A 26,069-nucleotide genomic window follows, 5' to 3' on the forward strand; every position below is an offset into this window, starting at 1 on the left:
TCCGGCGTGCCTCAGGCGGTCGTCTTGCGGTGGGCTACACGAGCGCGCTGCCCGGGAGCTCGACCTTCGCGCCCAGCTCGACGAGCTTCTCCATGCTGTGCTCACCCGGGGGATGACCCCCGGACCCCCAGCAAGGAGTCCGGCGTGCCTCAGGCGGTCGTCTTGCGGTGGGCTACACGAGCGCGCTGCCCGGGAGCTCGACCTTCGCGCCCAGCTCGACGAGCTTCTCCATGAAGTTCTCGTAGCCGCGGTTGATCAGGTCGATGCCGTGGACGCGGGACGTGCCCTGCGCCGCCAGCGCCGCGATCAGGTACGAGAAGCCGCCCCGGAGGTCCGGGATGACCAGGTCGGCGCCCTGGAGCTTGGTGGGGCCGGACACGACCGCCGAGTGGAGGAAGTTCCGCTGACCGAAGCGGCAGTCCGAACCGCCCAGGCACTCGCGGTACAGCTGGATGTGGGCACCCATCTGGTTCAGCGCGGAGGTGAAACCGAGCCGCGACTCGTACACCGTCTCGTGGACGATGGAGAGGCCCGCCGCCTGCGTCAGGGCCACCACCAGCGGCTGCTGCCAGTCGGTCTGGAAACCGGGGTGCACGTCCGTCTCCAGGGCGATCGCGTTGAGCGAGCCGCCCGGGTGCCAGAAGCGGATGCCCTCGTCGTCGATCTCGAAGGCGCCACCCACCTTCCGGTAGGTGTTGAGGAACGTCATCATCGAGCGCTGCTGGGCGCCGCGGACGTAGATGTTGCCCTCGGTCGCCAGCGCCGCCGACGCCCAGGAGGCCGCCTCCAGGCGGTCCGGGAGCGCGCGGTGCGTGTAGCCGTCGAGCTTGTCGACACCGGTGATGCGGATGGTGCGGTCGGTGTCCATGGAGATGATCGCGCCCATTTTCTGCAGGACGCAGATCAGGTCCTCGATCTCCGGCTCCACAGCGGCGTTGGAGAGCTCGGTGACACCCTCCGCCAGCACGGCCGTGAGCAGCACCTGCTCGGTCGAGCCGACCGAGGGGTACGGGAGCCGGATCTTGGTGCCGCGCAGCCGCTGCGGAGCCTCCAGGTACTGACCGTCCGCCCGCTTCTCGATCGTCGCGCCGAACTGACGCAGCACGTCGAAGTGGAAGTCGATCGGCCGGCCGCCGATGTCGCAGCCGCCCAGACCGGGAATGAAGGCGTGGCCGAGGCGGTGCAGCAGCGGACCGCAGAAGAGGATCGGGATGCGCGACGAACCGGCGTGGGCATCGATGTCGGCCACGTTGGCGGACTCGACGTGCGTCGGGTCGAGCACCAGCTCGCCCGGCTCCTCACCAGGACGGACCGTCACTCCGTGCAGCTGCAGCAGCCCGCGGACCACACGGACGTCACGGATGTCGGGCACGTTGCGCAGTCGGCTCGGCCCGCTGCCGAGGAGAGCGGCGACCATCGCCTTGGGCACGAGGTTCTTCGCGCCGCGGACGCGGATCTCACCCTCCAGCGGGGTTCCGCCGTGGACAAGCAGTACATCGTCTGTGCCGGTCATGAATCTCGCGTTCCGGTGGGGGTCGGGCAGGGGGCCAGGGAAAAGGGTAAGGGGCGGGGGCACCCCCCTAGGAAGCATCAGGGGGCCTGTCAGATGTAATGAATTCGGCACAACACTCTCTGTTCACCCAATCTTGCGGAGCGTTACCGTCCGTTTGTGTCCGGCGAGTGCCGCGCGGATCGGCCCTGAACTGCGTAGGTGTCCCGCGTGTGTCCACTCCACCGGACGACCTCCCTAATCGCCGAAGATGCGGGATCATGTGTCGCATGACCGAGGTGTCCTCGCTCACAGGACGGCTGCTCGTCGCCACCCCCGCCCTGGCCGACCCCAATTTCGACCGCGCGGTGGTGCTGCTCCTCGACCACGACGACGAGGGCTCGCTCGGCGTGGTTCTCAACCGGCCGACCCCCGTGACGGTCGGTGACATCCTCGCGCCCTGGGCCGACCTGGCGGGTGACCCGGGCGTGGTCTTCCAGGGCGGCCCGGTCTCCCTGGACGCGGCGCTCGGCGTCGCGGTCATCCCCGGCGACGAGGGCCCGCTCGGCTGGCGCCGGGTGTACGGAGCGATCGGCCTGGTCGACCTGGAGACCCCGCCGGAACTCCTCGGCCCGGCGCTCGGCTCCCTGCGGATCTTCGCCGGCTACGCGGGCTGGGGCCCGGGTCAACTGGAGACGGAGCTCGGCGAGGGCGCCTGGTACGTGGTCGAATCCGAACCGGGCGACGTGTCCTCACCCCGCCCGGAGACCCTCTGGCGAGAGGTCCTCCGCCGCCAGCGGAGCGACCTCGCGATGGTGGCGACGTACCCGGACGATCCCTCCCTCAACTGAGACGACATCCTTCGGCGGATGCGAACGAGCGAGCGAGGCATCGCGTGAACGTCGATGAAGCTCACGGTGCAGGTCAAACTCGCCCCGACGGCCGACCAGGCGGCACTCGCGGCGACCCTGCACGCCTGCAACGAAGCCGCCTCGTGGGTCGGGAAGATCGCATTCGAGACAGGCGAATTCAAGAACTTCTCCCTGCGTAAGCGGCAACATCGCAACCACCTCGGATGGCGAGGTCATGGCGGGACGGCAGCTGAACCGCCTGCGTGCCCGCGATCGGCAACTGCGCCGGAAGCTCCGGCAGAAGAACACAAGGTCGGCCAAGCGTCGTGCTCGGCGACGCCGCTGCAAAGGAGCGCGACGGACGAGGGACATCAATCACAAGATCGCGAAGCGCATCGTGGCCGAGGCTGAACGCACCGGTCGGGGAGTTGCCCTGGAGGGCCTGACGGGCATCCGCGAGCGGGTACGGCTCCGCAAGCCCCAACGGGCCATGTTGCACTCCTGGTCGTTTGCGCAGCTGGGAGACCTGATCGCGTACAAGGCCCGCAAGGCTGGGGTTCCGGTGGTGTACGTCGATCCGGCGTACACTTCCCGCACCTGCGCCGAGTGCGGCCACGTCGACAAGGCGAACAGGGTCTCCCAGGCCCGGTTCGCATGCCGGTCCTGCGGATTCGTTGATCATGCGGATCGGAACAGCTCCCGCAACATTCGCGCACGTGCGCGGGGGTTGTGGCGAAGCGGGGCCCCGTCAGCGGCCCCTGCCTCGTCGAGCCCGAGGGTGGCTGGACGCGTACGGAGTGTCACGCCGGTTGACATCTGTCATGCAAGCCCTGTCGTCGCAACGGCGGGCGGTTGATTACCCTTGGGTTCCATGAGCACTCTCGAGCCCGAGCGCGGGGCAGGTACGGGAACCCTCGTGGAGCCGACGCCGCAGGTGTCCCACGGTGACGGCGACCACGAGCGCTACGCCCACTACGTCCAGAAGGACAAGATCATGGCGAGTGCCCTCGACGGCACTCCCGTGGTGGCACTGTGCGGCAAGGTCTGGGTACCGGGGCGCGACCCCAAGAAGTACCCGGTCTGCCCGATGTGCAAGGAGATCTACGAGTCCATGGGTCCCGGTGGGGACAAGGGCAAGGACGGCAAGGGCGGCGACAAGAAGTAACCCGCTCCTTCGTCGCGGAGACGGCCCCCGGTGTGTGTACCTCGGTACGCGCACCGGGGGCCGTCTCGCGTTGCGGAGGGTGCTTCCGCCGGTCACAGAGTGGTTGAGACCACTTGTCCGGGAGTTGGTCCGGCCCTAACCTCTCGCGTGTTGTGCAGCACGAAACGCCCGTTGCGTATGCTGCAACGCCGATTGGTGGGAGCCCCCGTATGAAGCTTTCTGCCCGTATCGCCGCCCCGGTCACCGCACTTGTGCTCGCCGGCCTCACCGCCACCGCCTGTGCCCCGCAGACCTCCGACGGCAAGGCCGCGACGGACGAGAAGAGCGGCACCCTGCGCGTCTGGCTCTTCCAGGAGGTCGCCAACACGCCCAAGGAGCAGGTCGTCGACGCGGCCGTCGCCGCCTTCGAGCAGCAGCACAAGGGGGCGAAGGTCGAGGTCGAGTACATCCCCGTCGACACCCGTGCCCAGCGCATCAAGGCCGCCTTCAACGACCCGAAGTCCGCCCCCGACCTCATCGAGTACGGCAACACCGACACCGCCGGCTACGTGAAGGACGGCGGACTCGCCGACATCAGCGCCGAGTTCGGCGCCTGGGCCGACGCCAAGGACACCGACCCCACCGCCAAGGCGTCCGTCACCGTGGACGGCAGGATCTACGGCGCCCCGCTCTTCGTCGGCGTCCGCGCGCTCTACTACCGCACCGACGTCTTCAAGGACCTGGGCCTCTCCGCGCCCAAGACGCAGGACGAACTCGTCTCCACCGCCAAGAAGATCCACAAGGCCGAGCCGGACCTCTACGGCATCGCCGTCGGAGGCGCCTACACCTACGGCGCCATGCCGTTCATCTGGGCCAACGGCGGCGAACTCGCCACGGAGGAGGGCGGGTCCTACAAGGCCGCCATCAACAGCGAGGCCGCGCGCAAGGGCATCGCGGCCTACACCTCCCTCTTCGGCGACGACAACTGCCCGGCCGCCAAGTGCGCGCAGATGGGCGGCAACGCGACCGTCACCGCCTTCGCCTCCGGCAAGGCCGCGATGGCCATCGGCGGCGACTTCAGCCACGCGGCCGTCGAAGCGGGCTCGGTGATGGGCAAGTACGCCGTCGTACCGCTCCCGGGCGTCACGGCCGGCTCCATCGCCCCCGCCTTCGCCGGGGGCAACAACATCGGCGTGATGAAGAGCAGTTCGCACCGCACCCTCGCCATCGACCTGATGAAGTCCCTGGCGGGCAAGGAGACGCAGGGCAAGCTCTTCGACGCGATGGGCTTCCTGCCGACCTACACCGACGTACGGGCGGACGCGGCGCGCAAGCAGCCCTTCGTGAAGCCGTTCATCGACTCCCTCGGCGCCGGCGCCAAGTTCGTGCCCGCCTCCCCGGGCTGGGGCAAGATCGATGCCTCGCTGGTGCTGCCGACGATGTTCCAGGAGGTCGTCAGCGGCCGTAAGGACGTGAACGCCGCCTCGGACGACGCCGCCGAGAAGATGGACGAGGCCTTCGCGTCCGCGGGCCGATGACGATGACGGCCCGTACGAATCCCAGCGGTACGGAGACGGACGGTTCGGCCGGTACGAAGACGGACGGCACGCACACCGTCGCGGGCGACCTCGCGACCGGGCGCCGGGTCCCCGGTCCCCGCCGGGCCCCCGGCGGCCCGGCGGCCCGGCCCCGCAAGGGGCCCCGCCGCTCCGGGTGGACGCCCTGGCTCTACCTCCTGCCCGCGCTCGCCGTCCTCGGCGGGCTCCTGCTCTACCCCATCTACCAGCTCGGGCTCATCTCCTTCCTGGAGTACACCCAGGCCCAGGTCAGCGGTGGCGAGCCGACCTCCTTCCAGGGCTTCGGCAACTACACCGCGCTCTTCTCCGACCCGCAGTTCTGGCAGGTACTCCTCGCCACGGTCCTGTTCGCCGCCGCCTGCGTCGTCACCACCCTGGCGGTGGGGTGCGCGCTCGCGGTCCTGCTGACGCGCGTACGGGCACTGCCGCGCCTCGCGCTCATGCTCGCCGCGCTCGGCGCCTGGGCCACCCCCGCCATCACCGGCTCCACCGTCTGGGTCTTCCTCTTCGACCCCGACTTCGGCCCGGTGAACCGGCTCCTCGGTCTCGGTGACTATTCGTGGACGTACGGCCGCCTCAGCGCCTTCGCGCTCGTCCTCTTCGAGGTCGTCTGGTGCTCGTTCCCGTTCGTGATGGTGACGGTGTACGCGGGCATCAAGGCCATCCCGTCGGAGGTCCTGGAGGCCGCGTCCCTCGACGGGGCCTCGCAGTGGCGGATCTGGCGCTCGGTCACGGCGCCGATGCTGCGGCCCATCCTGGTCGTCGTCACGATCCAGTCGATCATCTGGGACTTCAAGGTCTTCACCCAGATCTATGTGATGACGAACGGCGGCGGCATCGCCGGCCAGAACCTCGTCCTCAACGTGTACGCCTATCAGAAGGCGTTCGCCTCGTCCGAGTACAGCCTGGGCTCGGCGATCGGCGTCGTCATGCTGCTGATCCTGCTGGCGGTCACGCTGGTGTACCTCCGTCTGCTGCGCCGCCAGGGAGAAGAACTGTGAGCGCGTTCCGCATCCGGCGCCCGGGGCGCCTCGCGGCGGAGGCCGCCGCCCTGCTCGTCGCGGCCGTCGTCGCCTTCCCGCTGTACTGGATGGTCCTGTCCGCCTTCAAGCCGGCCGGAGAGATCCAGTCGACCGACCCGCGGCCGTGGACACTGTCCCCGTCGCTCGACTCCTTCCGGCGCGTCTTCGAACAACAGGAGTTCGGCCGGTACTTCCTCAACTCACTGATCGTGGCAGGCACGGTCGTCCTCGCCTCCGCGCTGATCGCGTTCCTCGCGGCGACCGCGGTGACCCGTTTCCGCTTCCGCTTCCGGACGACGCTGCTCATCATGTTCCTGGTCGCCCAGATGGTGCCGATCGAGGCGCTGACGATCCCGCTCTTCTTCCTGATGCGGGACTTCGGCCAACTCAACACGCTGGGCTCGCTGATCCTGCCGCACATCGCCTTCTCGCTCCCGTTCGCGATCTGGATGCTGCGCGGATTCGTGAAGGCGGTCCCCGAGGCTCTGGAGGAACAGGCCCAGATCGACGGCGCCAGCCGTACGCGATTCCTGTGGCAGATCCTGTTCCCGCTGGTCTTCCCGGGGCTCGTGGCGACGAGCGTCTTCTCGTTCATCTCGACCTGGAACGACTTCCTCTTCGCGAAGTCCTTCCTCATCAGCGACACCTCGCAGTCCACCCTCCCGATGGCGCTGCTGGTCTTCTTCAAGCCGGACGAGAACGACTGGGGCGGGATCATGGCGGGGTCGACGGTGATGACGATCCCGGTGCTCGTCTTCTTCGTCCTCGTACAGCGCCGTCTGGTCTCGGGACTGGGCGGGGCGGTGAAGGACTGAGGGGGCTTTTCCACGTGTGCCCCCGTCGTGGGCCCGTGCCCGCCCGCCCCGTTGCGGGCCCGTGCCCCTGAGTGCCGCTGCGCGCCCGTGTCCGAGGACCTCCGCTTCGAAAGGCCGATGCCATGCATGACGACCACGACCGTCACGAGTCGCTGATCCCCGCGCCCGGCAGGGTCGAGGCGCGAGGGGACGCTCCCGGTTCCCGCTCGCTGGACGCGGACGCCACCCTTGACGCCGGGCCGGGCACCGAGGGCGTGGCGCGCTGGCTGCGGGCCGCGCTCGGCCCTGCCACGGGGCTGCCGTTCGCGCCGGGCGGCGGCGGTCCGGCCGGCGATCCGGGCGGGATCCGGCTGCGTATCAGCCCCGCGATCGAGGAGGCGTACGGCCCCGAGGGCTACCGTCTCTCGACGGACGGTTCCCTCGACGACGTCGCCGTACTCATCGAGGGCGGCAGCGCGGCAGGCGTCTTCTGGGGCGCCCAGACGCTCCGTCAGCTGTTGGGCCCCGATGCGTACCGGAAGGCGCCGGTGCGCCGGGTCGACCGGGACTGGGACCTCCCCCCGCTCACCGTCACCGACAGCCCCCGCTTCCCCTGGCGCGGGCTCATGCTCGACGTCTCACGGCACTTCATGCCCAAGGACGACGTCCTGCGCTACCTCGATCTCCTCGCCGCCCACAAGCTCAACGTCTTCCACTTCCACCTCACCGACGACCAGGGATGGCGCATCGAGATCAAGCGCCATCCCCGGCTCACCGAGGTCGGTGCCTGGCGCGGCCGTACCAAGTGGGGGCACCGGGCCTCACCGCTGTGGAACGAGACCCCGCACGGCGGCTACTACACGCAGGACGACATCCGCGAGATCGTCGCGTACGCCGGTGAACGGCACATCACCGTCGTCCCCGAGATCGACATCCCGGGACACTCGCAGGCCGCCATCGCCGCGTACCCCGAACTCGGCAACACCGACGTCGTCGACACCGCCGCCCTCACCGTCTGGGACACCTGGGGCGTCAACCCGAACGTCCTCGCCCCCACCGACGCCACCCTCCGCTTCTACGAGGGAGTCTTCGAAGAGGTCCTGGACCTCTTCCCGTCCACCTTCGTGCACGTCGGCGGCGACGAGTGCCCCAAGGGCCAGTGGAAGGAGTCCGCGACGGCCCAGGCCCGCATCAAGGAGCTGGGGCTCGCCGACGAGAACGAGCTGCAGTCCTGGTTCATCCGCCACTTCGACCGCTGGCTCGCCGACCGCGGTCGCCGGCTGATCGGCTGGGACGAGATCCTGGAGGGTGGGAGTCGAGCCGAAGGGCGCGCCGCTGTCGAGAGTGACGAGGAGGAGGGAGCGAGGGACGAGCGACCGCTCGACGAGGAGCGTCGACAGCGGGTACGAGCGCGCGGAGGCGAGACGACGGAGTTGGGCCTCGCGCCCGGCGCCGCCGTCTCCTCCTGGCGGGGGTACGCGGGCGGGATCACGGCGGCCGAGGCGGGCCACGACGTCGTCATGTGCCCCGAGCAGCAGGTGTATCTGGACCACCGTCAGGCGCCGGGCGAGGACGAGCCGATGCCCATCGGTTACGTACGGACCCTGGAGGACGTCTACCGCTTCGAGCCCGTGCCGCCGGGGCTGTCCCCGGAAGCCGCCGCCCATGTCATCGGCACCCAGGCCAACGTCTGGACCGAGGTCATGGAGAACCGCGGCCGGGTCGACTACCAGGTCTTCCCGCGCCTCGCCGCCTTCGCCGAGGTCGCCTGGTCGGCCCTCCCCGCGCCCGCGGAGCGGGACTTCGCGGCGTTCGAGCGCCGGATGGCCGCCCATTACCGGCGCCTGGACGCCCTCGGCGTCGGCTACCGGCCGCCGACCGGACCGCTGCCGTGGCAGCGGCGCCCGGGCGTCCTCGGAAGGCCCATCGAGGGGCTGCCCCCGAACGTGTGAGTAACCTCGCGTCCCCGTGTCACCCAAGAGCGACAAACCGGAAGTTACCGTCACCGGTGGGATCTCCTGGACGGAACCGTCCTTCGCGGACCCTCGCGTCGGACGGCTCGGAAGATGTGCCAGAGTTGCCACGTCCGGGCTGTGAGCACGTACGGTACGGCCACACAGGCGTCACAGCCGGGGACAGTCGGGGACCGCCGGGGACACCGGGAAGGGGCAGCGGGTTGACCACGCACGCACCACAGACGGCGCAGTCCGTGACGCTGCCCGCCTCGCTCGACGAGGCCGTGGCGGCGCTCACCGCCATGCCCGCCGCCGTGCCCGTCGCGGGCGGCACCGACCTGATGGCCGCCGTCAACAAGGGCCAGCTCAGGCCCGCCGCGCTCGTCGGCCTCGGCCGGATCAACGAGATCCGCGGCTGGCAGTACCAGGACGGCCACGCGCTCCTCGGCGCGGGCCTCACCCACTCCCGGATGGGCCGCCCCGACTTCGCGGCCCTCATCCCCGCCCTCGCCGCTGCCGCCCGCGCCGCCGGACCGCCCCAGATCCGCAACGCGGGCACGCTCGGCGGCAACATCGTCACCGCGGCCCCCACGGGCGACTCCCTGCCCGTCCTGGCGGCCCTGGAGGCCGACCTGGTCGTCATGGGCCCGCTCGGCACCCGCGAGATCCCCGTCTCCCACCTGCTGGCCGGCCGCGACCTGCTGGCACCCGGTGAGCTGGTCGCGTTCGTCCGCGTCCCCCTGCTGCACGCCCCCCAGGTCTTCCTCAAGGCCACGGGCCGCACGGGCCCGGCCCGCGCCTCGGCCTCCGTCGCCGTCGTCCTCGACCCGGCCAGACGCGGTGTGCGCTGTGCGGTGGGCGCCATCGCGCCGATGCCGCTGCGCCCGCTGGAGGCCGAGCACTGGATCGCCTCGCTGGTGGACTGGGACGGGGAGCGGGGCCTCGCGCCGGAGGCGCTGACGGCGTTCGGCGAGTACGTGGCCGCCGCCTGCATCCCGGACCCGCCGGGCGACGAGCAGCTGCCGCCGGCCGTACTGCACCTGCGGCGCACGGTCGCCGCGCTGGCCCGACGGGCACTGGGGAGGGCGCTGTCGTGAGCAACGAGAACCATGGTCACGGGCAGGGGGGCGGCTGGGAGCCGATCCCGCAGAGCGAGGGCTACGACGGCGATGCCACCGCCTTCGTACAGCTGCCGCCCGAGTTCATGCTGGACGGCGTCCCGCTGGAGGCGCCGGGGCACGGCTACGTACCGCCGATGATCACTCCGCTCGTCCCGCTGGCCCCGATGGCGCCCGAGGCGGCGACGGATCCGGCGGCGACCGGTTCGTGGGTGGTGCAGACGCCGACGGCGGCGGAGGCCGTGGAGCCGGAGCCGGAGTTCCTGTCGGAGCCGGACCCCCATGCGACGGGCCAGTGGAGCTTCGAGGCGGCGTCGGAGCCGGACCCGGCCGCCACGGGCCAGTGGACGATTCCGGTCGTGTCGGACGGCGCGGACTCGTCGGACGAATCGGGCGAGTTCACGACGTCGATGCTGGCGCAGTACGCGAGCAGCGCACCGGCGACGCTGCCGGGCGGCGCGCCGGCGCCGTGGGCGGTTCAGGAGCCGGAGGCCGTCGAGACCGCCGAGGTGGCGGGGACCCCGGACCTTGAGGCCCCCGAGGCGGCCGTAGAGGCTCCTGAGGCCCTCGTGGCTCCTGAGGGCGTGTCCCCGGACCCGGACCCGTCGTCTTCCCCCGCTTCCCCCGCGGACGACCCCGAGCTCCCTCCGGCGCACTCCACGGGCAACAGCGCGGACAGCGACGAGCACCCGCACAGTTCGTACGTCCTTCGTGTGAACGGCGCCGACCGACCCGTCACGGACTCCTGGATCGGCGAGTCGCTGCTCTACGTGCTGCGCGAGCGGCTCGGCCTGGCCGGCGCCAAGGACGGCTGCTCGCAGGGCGAATGCGGCGCGTGCAACGTCCAGGTCGACGGCCGGCTCGTCGCCTCCTGCCTGGTGCCCGCGGCGACGGCGGCCGGGAGCGAGGTGCGTACGGTCGAGGGCCTCGCGACCGACGGCGAACCCTCGGACGTACAGCGCGCCCTGGCCCGCTGCGGAGCCGTCCAGTGCGGCTTCTGCGTCCCGGGCATGGCCATGACCGTGCACGACCTGCTCGAGGGCAACCACGCCCCGACCGAGCTGGAGACCCGCCAGGCGCTCTGCGGCAACCTGTGCCGGTGCTCCGGCTACCGGGGCGTCCTCGACGCCGTACGGGAGGTCGTCGCCGAGCGCGAGGCGAGCGCGGCCTCGGACCGCGCCGACGAGGCGCGCATCCCGCACCAGATCCCCCACCCGCACGACGGAGGCATGGCGTGAGCAGCGACGCGACCACCGCCACCACCCTTCCGGCTTCGCCGGAGCTCGACGGCGTCGAGCAGGAGGCGGTCGCCCACGGCCTGGGCTCGTCCCTCCCGCCGGCCGACGCGCGGGCCAAGACCGAGGGCACGTTCCCGTACGCCTCCGACCTGTGGGCCGAGGGCCTGCTGTGGGCCGCCCTGCTGCGCTCGCCGCACCCGCACGCCCGGATCGTCTCCATCGACACGACCGCCGCGGCCGACATGCCCGGCGTACGGGCCGTGGTGACGCACGCCGACGTGCCCGGGGAGGCGACGTACGGCCGTCGCGTCGCCGACCGTCCGGTCTTCGCCTCCGAACTGGTCCGCCACCACGGCGAGGCGATCGCGGCCGTGGCCGCCGACCACCCGGACACGGCCCGGCTCGCGGCGGCGGCGATCGCCGTCGAGTACGAGGTCCTGGAGCCGGTCACGGACCCGGAGAAGGCCTTCGCGGCCGAGCCGCTGCACCCGGACGGCAACCTGATCCGCCACATCCCGCTGCGCTTCGGCGACGCGGAGGCGGCGGGCGAGACCGTGGTCGAGGGGCTGTACCGGATCGGCCGGCAGGACCCGGCCCCCATCGGCGCGGAGGCCGGCCTGGCCGTGCCCCGCCCCGACGGCGGGGTGGAGATCTACACGGCCTCGACCGATCCGCACACGGACCGGGACCTGGCGGCGGCCTGCTTCGGCCTGTCGCCGGACCAGGTGAAGGTCGTGGTGACCGGCGTCCCGGGTGCGACCGGCGACCGCGAGGACCCGGGCTTCCAGATCCCCCTGGGCCTCCTCGCACTCCGTACCGGCTGCCCGGTCAAGCTGGCGGCTACGCGCGAGGAGTCCTTCCTCGGCCACGCCCACCGCCACCCGACGCTGCTGCGCTACCGCCACCACGCGGACGCGGAGGGCCGCCTGGTGAAGGTGGAGGCCCAGATCCTCCTCGACGCGGGCGCCTACGCGGACGCGTCGTCGGAGTCCCTCGCCGCGGCCGTGGCCTTCGCCTGCGGCCCGTACGTCGTCCCGCACGCCTTCATCGAGGGCTGGGCGGTCCGTACGAACAACCCGCCGTCCGGCCATGTGCGGGGCGAGGGCGCGATGCAGGTGTGCGCGGCGTACGAGGCGCAGATGGACAAGCTGGCCCTGAAGCTGGGCCTGGACCCGGCGGAGCTGCGCCTGCGCAACGTCCTCGCGACGGGCGACATCCTGCCGACGGGCCAGACGGTGACCTGCCCGGCGCCGGTGGCCGAACTGCTGTCGGCGGTAAGGGACTTCCCCCTCCCCGCGCTCCCCCTGGACTCCCCGGAGGAGGACTGGCTCCTCCCGGGCGGCCCGGAGGGCGCGGGCGAGCCGGGCGCGGTGCGGCGGGGCGTCGGCTACGCGCTGGGCATGGTGCACATGCTCGGCGCGGAGGGCGCGGACGAGGTCTCGACGGCGACGGTACGGGTCCAGGACGGCGTGGCGACGGTCATCTGCTCGGCCGTGGACACGGGTTCGGGATTCAGCACGCTGGCGCGCCAGATCGTCCAGGAGACCTTGGGCCTGGAGGAGGTCCACGTCGCCTCGGTCGACACGGACCAGCCTCCGGCGGGCCCGGCGACACATGGCCGCCACACGTGGGTGTCGGGCGGTGCGGTGGAGCGCGCGGCGAAGATGGTCCGTACGCAGCTCCTGCAGCCCCTGGCCCACAAGTTCGGGATGTCGACGGAGCTGCTGCAGATCACGGACGGCAAGATCACGTCGTACGACGGCGTCCTGTCGACCACGGTCACGGAGGCCATGGACGGCAAGGAACTCTGGGCCACGGCCCAGTGCCGCCCGCACCCCACGGAGCCCCTGGACGAGTCGGGCCAGGGCGACGCCTTCGTGGGCCTGGCGTTCTGCGCGATCCGCGCGGTGGTGGACGTGGACATCGAACTGGGCGCGATCCGCGTGGTGGAGATGGCCGTCGCCCAGGACGTCGGCCGCGTCCTCAACCCGGCCCAGCTGGCGACCCGCATCGAGGCCGGCGTGACCCAGGGCGTGGGCGCGGCCCTCACGGAGAACCTCCGCACGGCCCGCGGCCTGATCCGCCACCCGGACCTGACGGGCTACGCACTCCCGACATCCCTGGACGCCCCGGACATTCGCATCGTGAAACTCGTCGAAGAACGCGACGTGGTGGCCCCCTTCGGCGCCAAGCCGGCAAGCGCGGTCCCGGTGGTCACGGCCCCGGCGGCAGTGGCGTCAGCGGTACGCGCAGCGACCGGACGCCCCGTCAACCGACTCCCGATCAGGGCACAGGCGGCGGTGGGCGTGCCCAATTCGTAACCATGTGATTCGCGTTGCTTCTGCAACCGGGAGGTGCGCGTTGTCCGTCTTCCTCGGTACAGTGAACTCCTAGACTTGACTTGGCTTTTCTGGTCTTGACTGTTGGTTCACGGGGGAGGGCGATTCACATGCTGGCACCAATCGACGGAGGCAGCGCGTCTGGGGCGCGCAGCGTTGCCTACAACTCCGAGACGATGCTCGAGTTCAAGAAGGGCATCGACGAACTGATCGTCATGCTGACCGAGTCCCCGGCCGATCCGAAGAAGATGGCCTCGGAGCCGGTCAAGCGCAACCAGTTCGGCGGTGGTGGGGCGGCCTGGATCGAGGCGTCCGGCATCTTCGGTTCGTACGACACCGTACTGACGCAACTGACGACGCTTTCCGGCGTGCTGGGTGACTGTCTGGAGGGCATGGGGATCGCGGTCGTCATGTCGAAGAACGGCTTTGAGCAGACGGATGACGACATCAAGTACCGGATGCTGCAGATCAGCCAGCGGGCGAGTGACGTGAAGGCGAAGGCCGAGGCGGAGGCTGCGAAGAAGGCGGCCGAATCCGGCGGTCACGCGCCGCAGCCTGGACCCACCTTCAAGGGCGATGACAGCCTCAACGACTGAGCGTCCGGCGACCGCGTGTAACGGGTACGGGGAAAACGGGGAAGAGACGACTGTGGAGATCAACGTCGGCGGAGGTGCGGCGGCATGACCGACTTCCAGAGCATGTCCCACCAGCAGATGATCAACTGGCTGGACGAGGCCAGCAGCTTCTACGTCAGGGAAGCGGCGGACCGGTTGGCCGCTGCTGCCGTCAAGCTGGACGAGATCGCAGCGCAGGTGAAGGCTCGGCCGGGACGGGTGGAGTGGCAGGGCGAGGCCGAGAAGGCCTTCATGGAGTGGACGGCGAATCTGGCGAGCAGCACCCGCAGCCTCTCGGACTTCAGCGAGAACGCTGCGGGACGGCTGCGTGACGTGGCGGTGTCCATTGCCGCGGCGCAGAGTGCCATCCCGCGCTACACCTCGCACGCACAGGCCAAGGAGAACCTGGAAGCGGCGAAGAAGTATCACAATGACCCGGATTCGAAGACGGTGGCGAGCAACGCTCGTTCCCAGATGGCCGAGGTCGACAGGGTCACTCTGACGCCGAAGGAGAGGTCGGAGCTGATCGCGGCGAAGGAGGAGGAGAACCGGCAGGCCGCCGCCCGTGAGATGGAGCGCCTCTCTTCGTCGTACAAGGTGTCCGGGGCGTTGATGGAGGACTTCCCCGCTCCGACTTTCCCGCCGCCGCCGGCCGCGTTCGTGCCAGACCCTGAGAGCGTGTCTCGCAACTCCTCGGACGGCATGTCTCGCTCTGCCAGTCGGTCCGACACCGGGACGACCGAATCGACCACGACCACGACCACGACCCGTTCCCAGGACACCAGGCCGACGCCCGACGTCGGGATGATCCCGCCGTCCGGTGACAAGACCGGCCCGGTCAACGTCGTGCGGCCCGAGGTCCCCGTGGACCTCGGCATCGACACCGTGGGCACGCTGCCTCCGCCGACGACCACGACACCGCCGCCGACGGGCACGCCCCCGATCCTCGGCAGGCCGGAGCCCGGCCTGACGCCTCCGCTCGTGGTCCCGCCCACGCTGGGCACGCCCCCCGTGAGCGGTGGTACCGGCCACACGCCGCCCCCCGGGACGCGTGGACCCGTGGGTCCCACGGGCCGGACCGGTCTCGCGAACCCCGGCCCGCTGGGCGGCACCGGCATGCCTCGCGACGGCATCTCCGGCGGCCGTCAGGTGTCTCCCACCACGGGCCGGCCGACGACCGGCTTCCCCCGCAGCACGGTCATCGGCACTGAGCACGGCCAGGGCACGGGCCGTATGCCCATGGGCGGTGGGGGCGGTCACCTGGGTGGTACCCACCCGGGCGGCCAGAACGGCATCAGCGGTGGTCGACGCCTCGCCGTCGAAACCGGTGGCGTCGTCGGCGGCCGTCCGACGCAGCCCGGCGCGACGAGCGCCCGTCCGTTCACCCCGGGAGGCTCGGGGCTCGTACGAGCCGGCGGCGCCCAGGGCGGTGCTGGCACCGGTACGGGCCCGATGGGCCGTGGCGTCATGCCTGCCGGCACGAACGGTGCGGGATCGCGCCGTGAGGACAGCAATGGAGAGCGGCCGGACTACCTCGTCGAGGACGAGGAGACCTGGCAGCAGGGTGGCCGTCGTGTCGCGCCGCCTGTCATCGACTGAGTAGCCAGAGGAAGTAGATGCGTACCAGCAGTATTCGTTCGAGCCGTGGTCGGGCAGTCGCTTCGGCCGCTCTGGGGATGCTGCTGGTGGGCATCGCATCCGTGCCCGCCCATGCGGAGTCCATCCGTTCTCAGCAGTGGCATCTCGACACCTTGGGCGCCGAGGAGATCTGGAAGATCAGCACGGGCAAGGGAGTCACGGTCGCGGTCATCGACAGCGGAGTGGACAGGAACAATGGGGATCTTCGCGGCCAGGTTCTGACGGGTAAGGATTTCGCGCCCAACGAACCAGGTGATCAGTTCACCGATTCCGAAGGCCATGGAACGGGAATGGCAGGCCTCATCGCGGGCACGGGCAAGAGCGGAGGGGGAGACGGAGCGTTCGGCCTTGCCCCTGGGGCGAAGATCCTTCCCATCCGAACTCCGCGCTCGGACAAGAACAAGAGCAAGCAGGCCAACAGTGACCAGTTCAACAGGGTTGCTCCGGAGGCCATTCGTTACGCGGCCGACTCCGGTGCCAAGGTCATCAACGTCTCCCAGGGAGTGATCTCTGGCTCGCAGCAGCTCACCGACGCGGTGAAGTACGCCCTCGACAAGGGAGCCCTGGTCTTCGCGTCGGTGGGTAACAGCGGAGACAAGGGGAACGAGGCCGAGTATCCGGGTGCCACTCCCGGAGTTGTCGGTGTCGGCGCGATCGACAAGAAGCTGATGAAGACAGCGGAGTCCCAGTACGGTCCGCAGGTGGACATGGTCGCGCCGGGCAACAAGATCGTCCACGCTTGCACGTACGCCACGGGGCTGTGTACATCCAGCGGAACCAGTGACGCAACCGCACTCGCCTCAGCCGCCGCCGCCCTCATCTGGGCCAAGCACCCCGACTGGACCAACCATCAGGTGCTGAAGGTCATGCTCAACACCATCAAGCTTCCTGCCGGCGGTGAGAAGCGCAACGACCAGATCGGCTACGGCGCCATTCGTCCCCTCCGCGCCCTGAACACGCCCGGAGACCCCGGCCCTGCCGACGTCCGTCCCATCCCGGACCTCGCCGTCGCCGAGACCGCATCGCCGTCCGCCGCTCCGTCCAAGGCCGGCGAGCAGTCGGCCGCACCGGCCCCCGGCCCTGTCGCCCAGGAGGACAGCGGCAGCAACACCGGTCTCTGGATCGGGCTCGGTATCGGCGCGGCTGTCCTCATCGGTGCCGCGATCGCCGTCCCCGTCATTCGATCTCGGCGAAGCTAGTGCCACGCTCATGACCGGCGTCATGGTCACCTCCTTCGTCTCGCGGCCTTCCTCGCGATCCTTGGCCGTGTTGACCAACGCCGTCTCTCCTGGCGGCTCAGCGCTTGGCGCTACCGCAACCCCGAGGCCAACGAGGCCTCCGAGGCCGCCAGTAGAGTCGGACGTGAGCAGTGTGATGGATACGAGGTTCGTCAAATTCGTCACCTCAGGGCTGGCAGCCTGCGCTCTCCCCAGCGGGTCCGCCGAGCTCGGCATAGATTTCGGACTCTACGACCCGAGCGACCTGATCGGGGAGGGGCGCGTGATCAACATGTACCCCTACGAGGGGATGGGACGTGAGGCGCACGCGGGGTTCAAGAGGGCTTATCTGTTCCTGGAATGCGTGAGCCCCCGGTTCAAGGGCTCCGAGGAGAAGCCGGCCAGGATCCGGGGAGTACTCGATCTCGACAAGCTCTGGCCGCCGGACACCGTCGCCACCCGCGAGGCCAACCTGACCGTGCTTCACTCCGTCGCGTTGGCCGTGGTCCAGAAGCTGGGCTGCGAGAACAACGCAGGACTGTCCGACAGACCGGTCATCAAGTCCAAGCAAGTGGACGGATAATGGGCACGTGAGCAGATCTCAGGCGACTTCCCGGGGCCGGAAGATCAGCGCGATCGCTCTGGCAAGTCTTGGTGCGGTCGCCGCTGTGGTGATCACCGGCTGTTCTCGAGGCAGCGGCAAGGCGGCCGATGAGGACCACGGCTCGGCTGTCGCCCAGGTCTGCGGCGGATTCGTGGAGGAAGCCCCCACCGAGGCAGCCCTCGAGGTTGTCATGGGCACCGAGCGCTTCACCGACGACCTCTCGGAGCCGGAGAGGGCTCTCGAGGCACTACGGGAAGCGGCCCGCACAGAGCAGGCCGACGTGAGCAGGACGCAGGCCATCCCGTACTGCTGGTTGCTTTCCGCCGGGGGCGGGAAGCAAGACCTCCGGGTAGAGCTGCGCACAGCGGCGGAGGCCCCAGCGCCGGATCCCCGACTCGGGGACCAGGTCAGCTCCTTCACCTCCGGGGAGCGGGCCTTCGCTTCCGTTAGCCGCGGCAAGGTGTACTTCAACTGCCGTCTCGGGGCGCCTGGCCACGAAATTCTCGTTGACACCACAGTGCGTGGCCCCGCCGGTTCCCAGGAACCCGGAAGAGACCACCGGACTCGGCTGATCACCCTTGCCAACGCGGCCGCCCGGCACGTCTCCGCGGCGCTAGGTTGCGAGGGTGACCGGCTCGCGCCCGGGGTACCCGCACCCGCCGCGTCGACATCCGGAGGGGCGGGAAGGTGACATGAGAAGCCGAACTCCCGTGAGCAGGCTCATGGTGGCTGCGGTGGCCGCCATCCTCGCGACCACGGCGTGCGCCGCCGACGGCGAGGGCGCAGCCAAGGGCAAGACGGCAGCCGACGTTTGCGGCGGCTTCGCGAAGGATGCCTCTCCTCTCGCAGCGCTTACGGCGATTGCCGGTGAGGGCGGCCTCACGGATGATCGCTCCAAGCCGGATGAGACGCTCGAAACTCTGAGGGAGGCCGACGGCAAGCTCACCACGCAGGAGCTCGCGACCGGCAGTCCGTTCTGCAGATTGCGGAATGCCAGCGACGGGGAATCCGTCTTCGACATCACCTTCCGGGAGGCGCTTGTGGTCCCGGGCACCCGTGATCGCGCCACCTTTCACTACTTCTCGACCGGTGCGGACGCGCTCTCGTCGGATCGGTACGCCCAGATCATGTTTCCCTGTCGTATGGAGGAGCCGGCGAAGGACATCATCGTTTCCGCCGAACTGGAACGGCCGGGCGAGAGTGACGCGAGCACGGCGAACATTCCTGGCCTCCAGGTCACGGTTCTCAACGCGGCTGCCCGCAGTGTCGCGACGGCGCTGGGCTGCGGGGACCCCAAGCTGGTCGACGGAGTTCCGGCCGAGGAACGTTCGTGACTGCGTCTGTATGGGCAAGGGGCGGCGTGGGTGGAGGCGCCGAGCGTCGAGGACTGCAGCCTCACCGAGAGGACCGATCAGAACCGTGCTACGCCGTGGGCCCACCCGGACCTTCAGGGGCAAGTGCTCGACGGCAAGAACCTCGCCTCTGGAGAGCCCGGCGACGAGCACACCGACGCCAGCGGGCACGGCACTGGGATGGCCGGGCTGATTGCCGGTACTGGCAAGGCCAATGGGGGAGACCGAGACCGAGACCGCGTCGCCGTCCGCCGCTCCGTCCAAGGCCGGCGAGCAGTCGGCCGCACCGGCCCCCGGCCCTGTCGCCCAGGAGGAGAGCGGCAGCAACACCGGTCTCTGGATCGGGCTCGGTATCGGCGCGGTCGTCCTCATCGGTGCCGCGGTGGCCGTTCCGGTCGTCCGATCCCGGCGGAGCTGATTCTCGAAGGGCAACGGGAATCGAGGGCGTATCCGCCTGGTCGCACTCCCGCCGCTCGTCGCCGGTGTCGAACGACCCTTCGCGTTCACGCGGGCCGGTGCCGAACGGCAGTGTCTCGCACACCCGGAGGGGCCGAACCCCGAGGTGTCGGGCATCGGCGACATCTGCGCATCAGACAGGACGATTGCGAAGGTGAAGTATCCGTGGCCACAGGGGTGATGCCACCGTTGGCGCGAAGTTTTCCGTGACCAGGCACCGATGCGGCTTGCCGGCACTACGATCGTGTCGTCTCCGCAATCCATGGAACTTGCTGAGGCGAAGCCGGGAAGATCGCCAAATTCGGGGGGACCATGTCGTTCGAGAAGGAGTGGGCCTCTGCCCGCACTCATGCCCAGGCGGACGTGAGCATGCGGCTCAACCAGGTCCCGCCCGAGCCCGGTGGCGGCGGCGGTAACGCGGACCTCGGGGTCGACCAGGACAAGCTCGGCGTGATCGGCAGTGCCGCCTTCGCGCTTCACGGTCGGCTGGTCAAGGACGGCAACCACGCGCGGGCGAACACGGTGGAGGCCGCCACGTCCTTGTCCAGCCATGGCTTTCTCACCGGGGCCGCGATGGCGACCGTGCAGGAGACGTGGAGCTCCCAGCTGAGCACCCTGCTCGATGCCTGCGCCAACATCTCCAACCACCTCGACTACAGCGCGGCCTCGCATGCCAAGGAAGAAGCCGATATCCAGGCGGCCCTCGCCGCTTCCCAGATCAACGAGTACCTCAAGTAGGCGGGGGATCTGCCGTGCTGACTTTCGACAACGTGTACCAGGCGCCGCTGGACAAGATGAAGACGGCTGCCGACAACTGGTCGGAGATGAAGGGCAAGCTCGAGACGCTCGCCGAAGACGCCCGTACGACCATGGCCGCGAAGGCCAAGGACGACTACTGGCGGGGAGTCAACGCCGAGGTCACCAAGCCGTTCGTGGACAAGACGGCGAAGGAGTTCGGAGATGCAGCCAAGGCCGCGGAGGGCATCTTCAAGATCCTTGAGGACGGATACAACGCCTTCAAGAAGGCCAAGGACGATCTGAAGAAGATCGTGGAGACCGATGCCCCGGCCCAGCACCTCGTCGTCAAGACGGACGGCAAGGTCGAGGCCGTGTACCCGCTGGAGAAGGACAACACCGCCCGGCACGACCCGGACTATCCCGAGGCACTGCGAAAGCAGCGCGCCTCCATCGACACGATGCAGAAGAGGATCGACGCGATTGTCGAGACGTGCGACGACGCCGACGTGGCCTGCTCGAACGCGCTGAAGGCCAACATCACCGGCGACAAGCACAACTTCAACGCGCCGACGTACGAAAGTCTCGACGCGGAGGAGGCCGCACGTGCGGCGGCGCTGGCGAAGAAGGTCACCGGCGATGGTGGTACCGCGCGCAATGTCGAGGCGCTGAAGCAGCTCGAAGAGCTCATGAACGACAACGCCAAGGACCCTGAGTTCTCGACATCCTTCTATCGGACGATGGGTCCGGAAGGCTCGCTGGAGTTCTACGCGAAGATGTCCCTGGATGCCACGAGCCTGGGTCCCGCAGGCCAGGACCGGGCCGCCATGGTGCACAACATTCAGAACGACATGGGGTCGATGCTCGGTCTCGCGACGAGCAAGGACACCAAGGGGCATCTGGATCCCGCGTGGACGACCGAACTCATGCGGGCAGGCCGCAAGCCGATCGACGTTTCCGGGTTCGCCGGACTCAACACCAAGATCTACGGCTACCAGGCGTTGGGCTCGCTGCTGCGTGATGGCAAGTACGACACCGAGTTCCTCACCGCCGTGGGCCGGGACATGGTCGCGATGGAACGGCAGAAGCCCGAGATCTGGGAGGAGGGTCTTCCCTACGACCAGAAGATGGCGCTGAATCTCGACAAGGACGGCGGCAAGGGCTTCTACCCTCTCACCGGCCTCATGGAGGCGATGAGCAACAACCCGGAGGCCGCCGCCGCCTTCTTCAACGAACCCGTGCGCGAAGACTCCGACAAGGACGGGATCGTCACCACCGCGGACAAGGCCGTCGGCGGGAAGCACGGAGAGCCCGCCGGCATGGTGGACTACATGCTCGACAGGAAGCCGATGGCCGACTGGCACGACACCGTCAAGGGCGGTGAGCCTCACCCAGGGCAGCAGGCGCTGGGGTACGCCCTGGAGGCAGCGGTGTCCGGACAGGCAGATCCGCACCTGCATAAGTACGACAACCCGCGGCCTCACACAGAGGCCATGGCCAATGTCTTCGAGCGGGTCGTGGCGAAGGTAGGTGGGGCGCCTGAGCTGATGGACGACACGCTGAGCGGCAGCATGGGGCGGATGTCGGCCGAGTACATCGGTGACATCGACGCGACGTTCGGATCCGACACGGACGACTTCGCCAAGGACAAGTCGCAGGCGCACGCTTTGTTCGAGCGCGGGAGCCTGACGCCCTTCGTCGATGCCCTGGGACGTCACGAGGACAGCTACGCCACTGTCTCGGCGGCCCAGCACGAGTACACGCAGGGATTGATGCAGCGGAAGGTGGAGGACTCCTCCCTGTCCGAGGACCAGTTGTCCCGCAGTATCAAGCACATCGCGCAGACGGACGGGAACGTCAACGGCGTTCTCGCCGGTGGCCGCATCGATGCCGCTCTCAGCGACCAGCATGACAAGAACGACGAGCACAACAAGGATCTCGAAGCCGGTGGCAGCGCCGGCGGCTTCGTGGCGGGCAAGATCTTCGAGGGCGCGGCACGCCGCCTCCCCATCGCTGGAGAACTCGTCGGATGGGCTTTCGAGGAGGGCCTCAACGCCGAGATCGACGAGGCCAAGAAGGACCCGTACGAAGGTGCCGCCGACAAGGTGCGGGAGGAGTACCTGAGGGGACTTCAGGAGTCGACGACCCCCATCGCCAAGCAGATCGACCATCTCACGCTGCCGCCGGGAGTGAACCGCGAGATCTTGAAGGACGATGCCACGGACGCCAGCAAGGTCGGCTATAGCCTCGGGCTCGGTGACCAGAGGAATGCGGGAACGAACCATGACCGCTGAGCGGACCTGGAAGGCCGGCATGAGAAGCCGTATCGGACTGGCGGTCTTCGCCACCGCGGTCGTCGCGTTCTCCACCGGCTGCGGTGCATCGGGGGAAGGGAAGGATCAGGGGCCCATCGAGTTCACCGCCGAACCCTGTTGGGGCCTCCTCGAAGAGAGTGACGTTGCTCCCGTCCTGGCCAAGGGGCAGCGCGTCAAGGTCGACAGCACTGATCTCGAGAAGTCGGTCAAGGACCGCCGGACATCGTTCTGCAACGGGAACCAGCAGAACGCCGGGGGCGCCGGGTTCAACGCGTACGTGCAGTGGCGCTCCGAGAACCCGTACAAGAATTCCGACCCGGTGGACGCCTGGGAACCGCTCAAGGACGGCACCAGGCCGGAGGGGAAGGACTGGGGGGCCGGAGCCGAGACGTGGTCCTGGGGAACGCGTGTGGCCGTCGAATGCACCGCAGAACTCCCAGCGGGCGCGCCGGCCTCCTACAAGGCACGCAAGTTTCTCGACGTCCGGGTGAGCGGCAAGGCAGCTGAGGGCGTCGGCTCCTCTGTGAGCCGGCAGGCGTTCGCGAACATGACGCTCAAGCTGGCCCGTGGGGTGGCGGAGAAGGTCGGCTGTACGAACGACCTGCACCTGCCGCAGGCGTGAGCTGCGGCCTGTCGGACCTCCATGAACGCCGGGGGGTCTGGGACCTCAGTACGGGCAAGGGGGTGACCGTCGCGGGAGGCATGCGCCGCGATCTCGTCCGGTCGCAGGTGTTCCCGTCCCTGTGGGATGTTGAGGACCCGCACAAGCGGGCGGTGATCCAGCCGGTCCTGTCCACCACCGCGGCCCAGTACGACGCCCTCGTGCCGGACTTCCAGGACTTCGTGCGCACGGTGCGCCCCGACACCGGTACGGGGGCGTAGCGATGGGCCGTCTTTGGGACAAGTTCACCGGCACCACGTACCCGGACAGCGCTGTCGCGCCGCTGTCCGCGGCGGAGGTGCGGACCGCGCTGCTCTCGGTCAACGGGCCGGGCGTACCGTTCCGCGTGCGCAATGCCCTCCCCTCGGAGAAGGCCGACCTGGTGGCGGAATGGCAGGTCCGCGAGCTGAAGATGACCCTCAAGACCCGGATGCGGCTGGTCCCGGAGAGCCGCGAGGTGCGCACGCTCGACGAGCGGTGGGAGGAGTCGACGCCCGATTCTCTCGGCAAGCGATACGGCCGTGGGCCGGCCCCCCATATCGCCCGGCAGTGGACGTACGAGCGGGGGCCCGATGGTCGTCGGCAGAAGGTCGAGACGCTCCGCTTCGACTCGCGAGACATGAGCAATCCCCTACGGGAAGCGGTCCTCGGCGCGGGGTGGATCTGGCGCGGAGTGCTGTCCCGCCTTTGACCCGGGTCTGGCCGGCCAACCCACGTACTTCGTCAGGGATCGTTACCTCACCGACAGCGGCGAGGCCCTCCGTGACCTCATCTTCGACATCAAGGCCGGCAGGGCCGAGCACCTGCTGTGAACAGCAGGGCGCGGCGCAGTGCCGTCACTTCTCGTACACCGGCATTGCCATGATCCGCCCGCCGCGGGCGATGAAGACCCGGTTGCCGTCGCTGGCGAGCTGGTAGGTGCCCTCGCGCTTCATCTTCGCGGTGAAGAGGACGTCGCCGGTCTTCTTGTGCAGGACGCGGACGGAGCTGTCGTCGGGGGCCGGGAGCCAGACGGTCGCGCCCTCGACGGCGGGGGCGGTCATGGTGCCGCCTGAGCCGTCGAGAACCTCGTACCAGTCCGTGGCCGGGAAGCGGGAGCCCGGGATGGTGTGGTAGCCGTAGGCGTGGAATCCGTCCACGGCGAAGACGACGCCCTGCACGGCGGTCGGGCTGCCCCAGCCCCGGCCGAGAGAGAGGGAGCGCAGGCTCTTGGAGTCCTCGCTCCAGAGGAAGTCGCCCCGGTCCAGCCGGCGGGCGTGGAGAGTGAGGCCGCCGAGGTAGACGGTGTTGCCCGCGATGGCTGGGACCGCGCCGTTCGTGCCCTGGTCCTTGACGTCCCAGTCGGTCTCACCCGTCTTGGTGTGGACGGCGATCACGTGGCCGTCCCGGCCGTGCACGACCAGGCGCCCGTTGCCCACAGCCGCCGTCGCGGGGCCGTCCGAGGATTGGGGGGACTCCATGGGGCGTGACCACGTGGTGGCGCGGGTCCAGGCATCGACGGCGCGGAGCTGGTTGTCCCTGGTCACCAGGTAGACATGTGCGGCGTCGGCGGCCAGCAGGTACTCGGCGGCGGCGTCCGTCTCCCAGACAGGCTTGCCCGTCGACGGGACGACGGCGTGGAGCACGCCCTTCTTGTCGGCGGCCACGAGGAGCCGGTCCGAGACCGAGACGTAACCGGCGTCTGCGTGGAAGCCCTTCGCCCGCCACCTCTCCTTGCCGTCCGTCACGGAGAGAGCCAGGAGGCCACCGGCCTTCGCCTGGACGATGAGCACATCCCGTACGGGAAGCGGGGAACGCCCTTCCGACGCGGTGACGTCGCGGGGCCCCCACAGCGGCTTCGGCGTCTCACCCGGCTTGGTGTCGATGACAGAGATGAACGTCGCCGCCGGAGTGGTCACGGCCGGCGGTACGTCCAACGCGACAGTCTTCTCGTCCCTGGTCAGCCACCAGGCGGCGCCGCCGCCGCTCGCCGCGAGGACCCCCGCTCCGGCGGCTGCCACACCGAGGAAGCGGCGCCGGCTCGGTGCGCCGGGGACGGCCGTGTCGGCGGACGCGGTGAGCCGCTTCGTGTCGGCCTCCCGTCGCGCGATGTCCTCGGCGAGCGGGCCCCTGCGCCAGGCGCGGTCCGCGCCCTTCGGCGGGGAGAAGGCCGCGGTGATCTGCGCAGGTACGGGACGCAGTGTCGGATCCTTCGCCAGGCAGGGGCCGATCAACTGCTGGAGGGCCGACGGGACCTGGCTCATGTCCGGGGTGCCGTGCACGACCTCGTACTGCACCGCCGCCACATGCGTCGCGTCGAAGGCGCGTCGGCCGCTCGCCGCGTACGCGAGCACCGCACCCAGCGAGAAAACGTCCGACGGCGGGCCGACGCGCTGACCGAGGACCTGCTCCGGGGCTCCGTACCCCGGGGTGACCGGGATCTGTCCCGTCGTCGTCAGCGTCAGGCCGTGCTCGGGGCGGGCGATGCCGAAGTCGATGACCCGAGGGCCCGACGACGTCAGAACGATGTTGGCGGGTTTGAGGTCGCGGTGAACGAGGCCGGCCGCGTGGATGTCGTGCAGGGTGCGGGAGAGGAAGTGGCCCAGAGCACGGACGGTCGGCTCGTCCATCGGCCCGTACGTACGGATGGCCTCGTCGAGGGTCGGCCCGGCGAGGAACTCGGCGGCGATCCACGGCCGTCCGCCCTCGGTCTCCGCGCCCAGGACCCGTGCCACGCCCTTGCTCGCGACGGCCTTGGCCATCTCGGCTTCGCGGACGAAGCGCTGGGCGAGGTGCAGATCGTGTGCGAGCTCGGGTCGCAGCACCTTGACCGCGGCGGAGCGGGCGGACCCGTCCTGGCCGAAGTAGACCTTGCCCATACCGCCCTCGCCGAGAACTCCGAGGAGCCGGTACGGGCCGAGGCGAAGGGGGTCGCCGGCGGAAAGGGGCTGCATGGTCACTACGGTGCCTT

General features: G+C 69.5%; 23 protein-coding genes and 1 pseudogene. 22 read left to right on the forward strand and 2 right to left on the reverse strand.

Features of this window, described 5'->3' with window-relative positions:
* Nucleotides 1-172: 172 nt before the first annotated feature.
* Nucleotides 173-1,513 (reverse strand): UDP-N-acetylglucosamine 1-carboxyvinyltransferase, encoded by a 1,341-nt coding sequence (gene murA, locus ACFVZW_RS26045; RefSeq protein ID WP_352187417.1) that lies wholly within the window; start codon nt 1,511-1,513, stop codon nt 173-175.
* A 266-nt stretch (nt 1,514-1,779) separates the two neighbouring features.
* Between murA and ACFVZW_RS26050 the strand changes: the two genes are divergently transcribed.
* From ACFVZW_RS26050 to ACFVZW_RS26155, 22 genes and pseudogenes are all read left to right on the forward strand, one after another.
* Nucleotides 1,780-2,340, forward strand: a complete 561-nt coding sequence (locus tag ACFVZW_RS26050) for a YqgE/AlgH family protein (protein WP_383550372.1) — start codon at nt 1,780-1,782, stop codon at nt 2,338-2,340.
* Nucleotides 2,341-2,545: 205 nt separating this feature from the next.
* Nucleotides 2,546-3,196, forward strand: a pseudogene (locus ACFVZW_RS26055) (RNA-guided endonuclease InsQ/TnpB family protein); the annotation flags it as partial.
* 15 nt (nt 3,197-3,211) lie between these two features.
* Nucleotides 3,212-3,505 carry a DUF3039 domain-containing protein gene (locus ACFVZW_RS26060; RefSeq protein ID WP_329120009.1) on the forward strand — a complete coding sequence of 98 codons (294 nt, stop codon included), beginning with the start codon at nt 3,212-3,214 and terminating at the stop codon, nt 3,503-3,505.
* Nucleotides 3,506-3,714: 209 nt separating this feature from the next.
* Nucleotides 3,715-5,022 carry an extracellular solute-binding protein gene (locus ACFVZW_RS26065; RefSeq protein WP_384525765.1) on the forward strand — a complete coding sequence of 436 codons (1,308 nt, stop codon included), beginning with the start codon at nt 3,715-3,717 and terminating at the stop codon, nt 5,020-5,022.
* Nucleotides 5,019-6,062, forward strand: coding sequence for a carbohydrate ABC transporter permease (locus ACFVZW_RS26070; RefSeq protein ID WP_384525768.1), 1,044 nt, complete (start codon nt 5,019-5,021; stop codon nt 6,060-6,062). The genes ACFVZW_RS26065 and ACFVZW_RS26070 overlap by 4 nt, the downstream gene beginning before the upstream one ends.
* Nucleotides 6,059-6,898: a carbohydrate ABC transporter permease gene (locus tag ACFVZW_RS26075; RefSeq protein WP_329120015.1), complete on the forward strand. Its 840-nt coding sequence runs from the start codon at nt 6,059-6,061 to the stop codon at nt 6,896-6,898. The genes ACFVZW_RS26070 and ACFVZW_RS26075 overlap by 4 nt, the downstream gene beginning before the upstream one ends.
* A 122-nt stretch (nt 6,899-7,020) precedes the next feature.
* A complete protein-coding gene (locus ACFVZW_RS26080) occupies nt 7,021-8,829 on the forward strand; it encodes a beta-N-acetylhexosaminidase (protein WP_384525772.1) in 1,809 nt (602 codons plus the stop codon).
* 224 nt (nt 8,830-9,053) lie between these two features.
* A complete protein-coding gene (locus ACFVZW_RS26085) occupies nt 9,054-9,929 on the forward strand; it encodes an FAD binding domain-containing protein (protein WP_383550362.1) in 876 nt (291 codons plus the stop codon).
* Nucleotides 9,926-11,188 (forward strand): 2Fe-2S iron-sulfur cluster-binding protein, encoded by a 1,263-nt coding sequence (locus ACFVZW_RS26090; protein WP_384525775.1) that lies wholly within the window; start codon nt 9,926-9,928, stop codon nt 11,186-11,188. Before ACFVZW_RS26085 ends, ACFVZW_RS26090 begins: the two co-directional genes overlap by 4 nt.
* Nucleotides 11,185-13,509, forward strand: coding sequence for a xanthine dehydrogenase family protein molybdopterin-binding subunit (locus ACFVZW_RS26095; protein WP_384525778.1), 2,325 nt, complete (start codon nt 11,185-11,187; stop codon nt 13,507-13,509). The genes ACFVZW_RS26090 and ACFVZW_RS26095 overlap by 4 nt, the downstream gene beginning before the upstream one ends.
* Nucleotides 13,510-13,637: 128 nt before the next feature.
* Nucleotides 13,638-14,123, forward strand: a complete 486-nt coding sequence (locus ACFVZW_RS26100; RefSeq protein ID WP_384525781.1) for a hypothetical protein — start codon at nt 13,638-13,640, stop codon at nt 14,121-14,123.
* An 84-nt stretch (nt 14,124-14,207) separates the two neighbouring features.
* Entirely contained in the window at nt 14,208-15,740 is a 1,533-nt protein-coding gene (locus tag ACFVZW_RS26105; RefSeq protein ID WP_384525784.1) for a hypothetical protein, read from the forward strand.
* 17 nt (nt 15,741-15,757) lie between these two features.
* Nucleotides 15,758-16,978: a type VII secretion-associated serine protease mycosin gene (mycP, locus tag ACFVZW_RS26110; RefSeq protein ID WP_384525787.1), complete on the forward strand. Its 1,221-nt coding sequence runs from the start codon at nt 15,758-15,760 to the stop codon at nt 16,976-16,978.
* Between the two features lie 163 nt (nt 16,979-17,141).
* Nucleotides 17,142-17,579 (forward strand): hypothetical protein, encoded by a 438-nt coding sequence (locus ACFVZW_RS26115; RefSeq protein ID WP_384525790.1) that lies wholly within the window; start codon nt 17,142-17,144, stop codon nt 17,577-17,579.
* Nucleotides 17,580-17,586: 7 nt separating this feature from the next.
* A complete protein-coding gene (locus ACFVZW_RS26120; protein WP_384525793.1) occupies nt 17,587-18,291 on the forward strand; it encodes a hypothetical protein in 705 nt (234 codons plus the stop codon).
* A gap of 19 nt (nt 18,292-18,310) precedes the next feature.
* Entirely contained in the window at nt 18,311-18,934 is a 624-nt protein-coding gene (locus ACFVZW_RS26125) for a hypothetical protein (protein ID WP_384525796.1), read from the forward strand.
* A gap of 232 nt (nt 18,935-19,166) precedes the next feature.
* The gene (locus ACFVZW_RS26130) at nt 19,167-19,370 is read left to right on the forward strand and encodes a hypothetical protein (RefSeq protein ID WP_384525799.1); all 204 of its coding nucleotides are present in this window, start codon (nt 19,167-19,169) and stop codon (nt 19,368-19,370) included.
* A gap of 350 nt (nt 19,371-19,720) precedes the next feature.
* Complete coding sequence (locus tag ACFVZW_RS26135) at nt 19,721-20,146, forward strand: hypothetical protein (RefSeq protein ID WP_384525801.1); 426 nt, start codon at nt 19,721-19,723, stop codon at nt 20,144-20,146.
* A 14-nt stretch (nt 20,147-20,160) separates the two neighbouring features.
* On the forward strand, nt 20,161-22,437 hold the full coding sequence (locus ACFVZW_RS26140) for a DUF6571 family protein (protein ID WP_384525804.1): 2,277 nt from the start codon (nt 20,161-20,163) through the stop codon (nt 22,435-22,437).
* Entirely contained in the window at nt 22,427-23,080 is a 654-nt protein-coding gene (locus tag ACFVZW_RS26145; RefSeq protein ID WP_384525807.1) for a hypothetical protein, read from the forward strand. The genes ACFVZW_RS26140 and ACFVZW_RS26145 overlap by 11 nt, the downstream gene beginning before the upstream one ends.
* Nucleotides 23,081-23,142: 62 nt before the next feature.
* The gene (locus ACFVZW_RS26150) at nt 23,143-23,340 is read left to right on the forward strand and encodes a hypothetical protein (protein ID WP_384525810.1); all 198 of its coding nucleotides are present in this window, start codon (nt 23,143-23,145) and stop codon (nt 23,338-23,340) included.
* 2 nt (nt 23,341-23,342) lie between these two features.
* Nucleotides 23,343-23,810: a hypothetical protein gene (locus ACFVZW_RS26155; protein WP_384525813.1), complete on the forward strand. Its 468-nt coding sequence runs from the start codon at nt 23,343-23,345 to the stop codon at nt 23,808-23,810.
* Between the two features lie 145 nt (nt 23,811-23,955).
* Here the strand turns inward: ACFVZW_RS26155 and ACFVZW_RS26160 are convergent, their stop codons facing one another.
* On the reverse strand, nt 23,956-26,052 hold the full coding sequence (locus ACFVZW_RS26160) for a serine/threonine-protein kinase (RefSeq protein WP_384525816.1): 2,097 nt from the start codon (nt 26,050-26,052) through the stop codon (nt 23,956-23,958).
* Between the last annotated feature and the right edge of the window lie 17 nt (nt 26,053-26,069).

The sequence above is a fragment of the Streptomyces sp. NPDC059567 genome, from assembly GCF_042735655.1.
Taxonomy (GTDB): domain Bacteria; phylum Actinomycetota; class Actinomycetes; order Streptomycetales; family Streptomycetaceae; genus Streptomyces.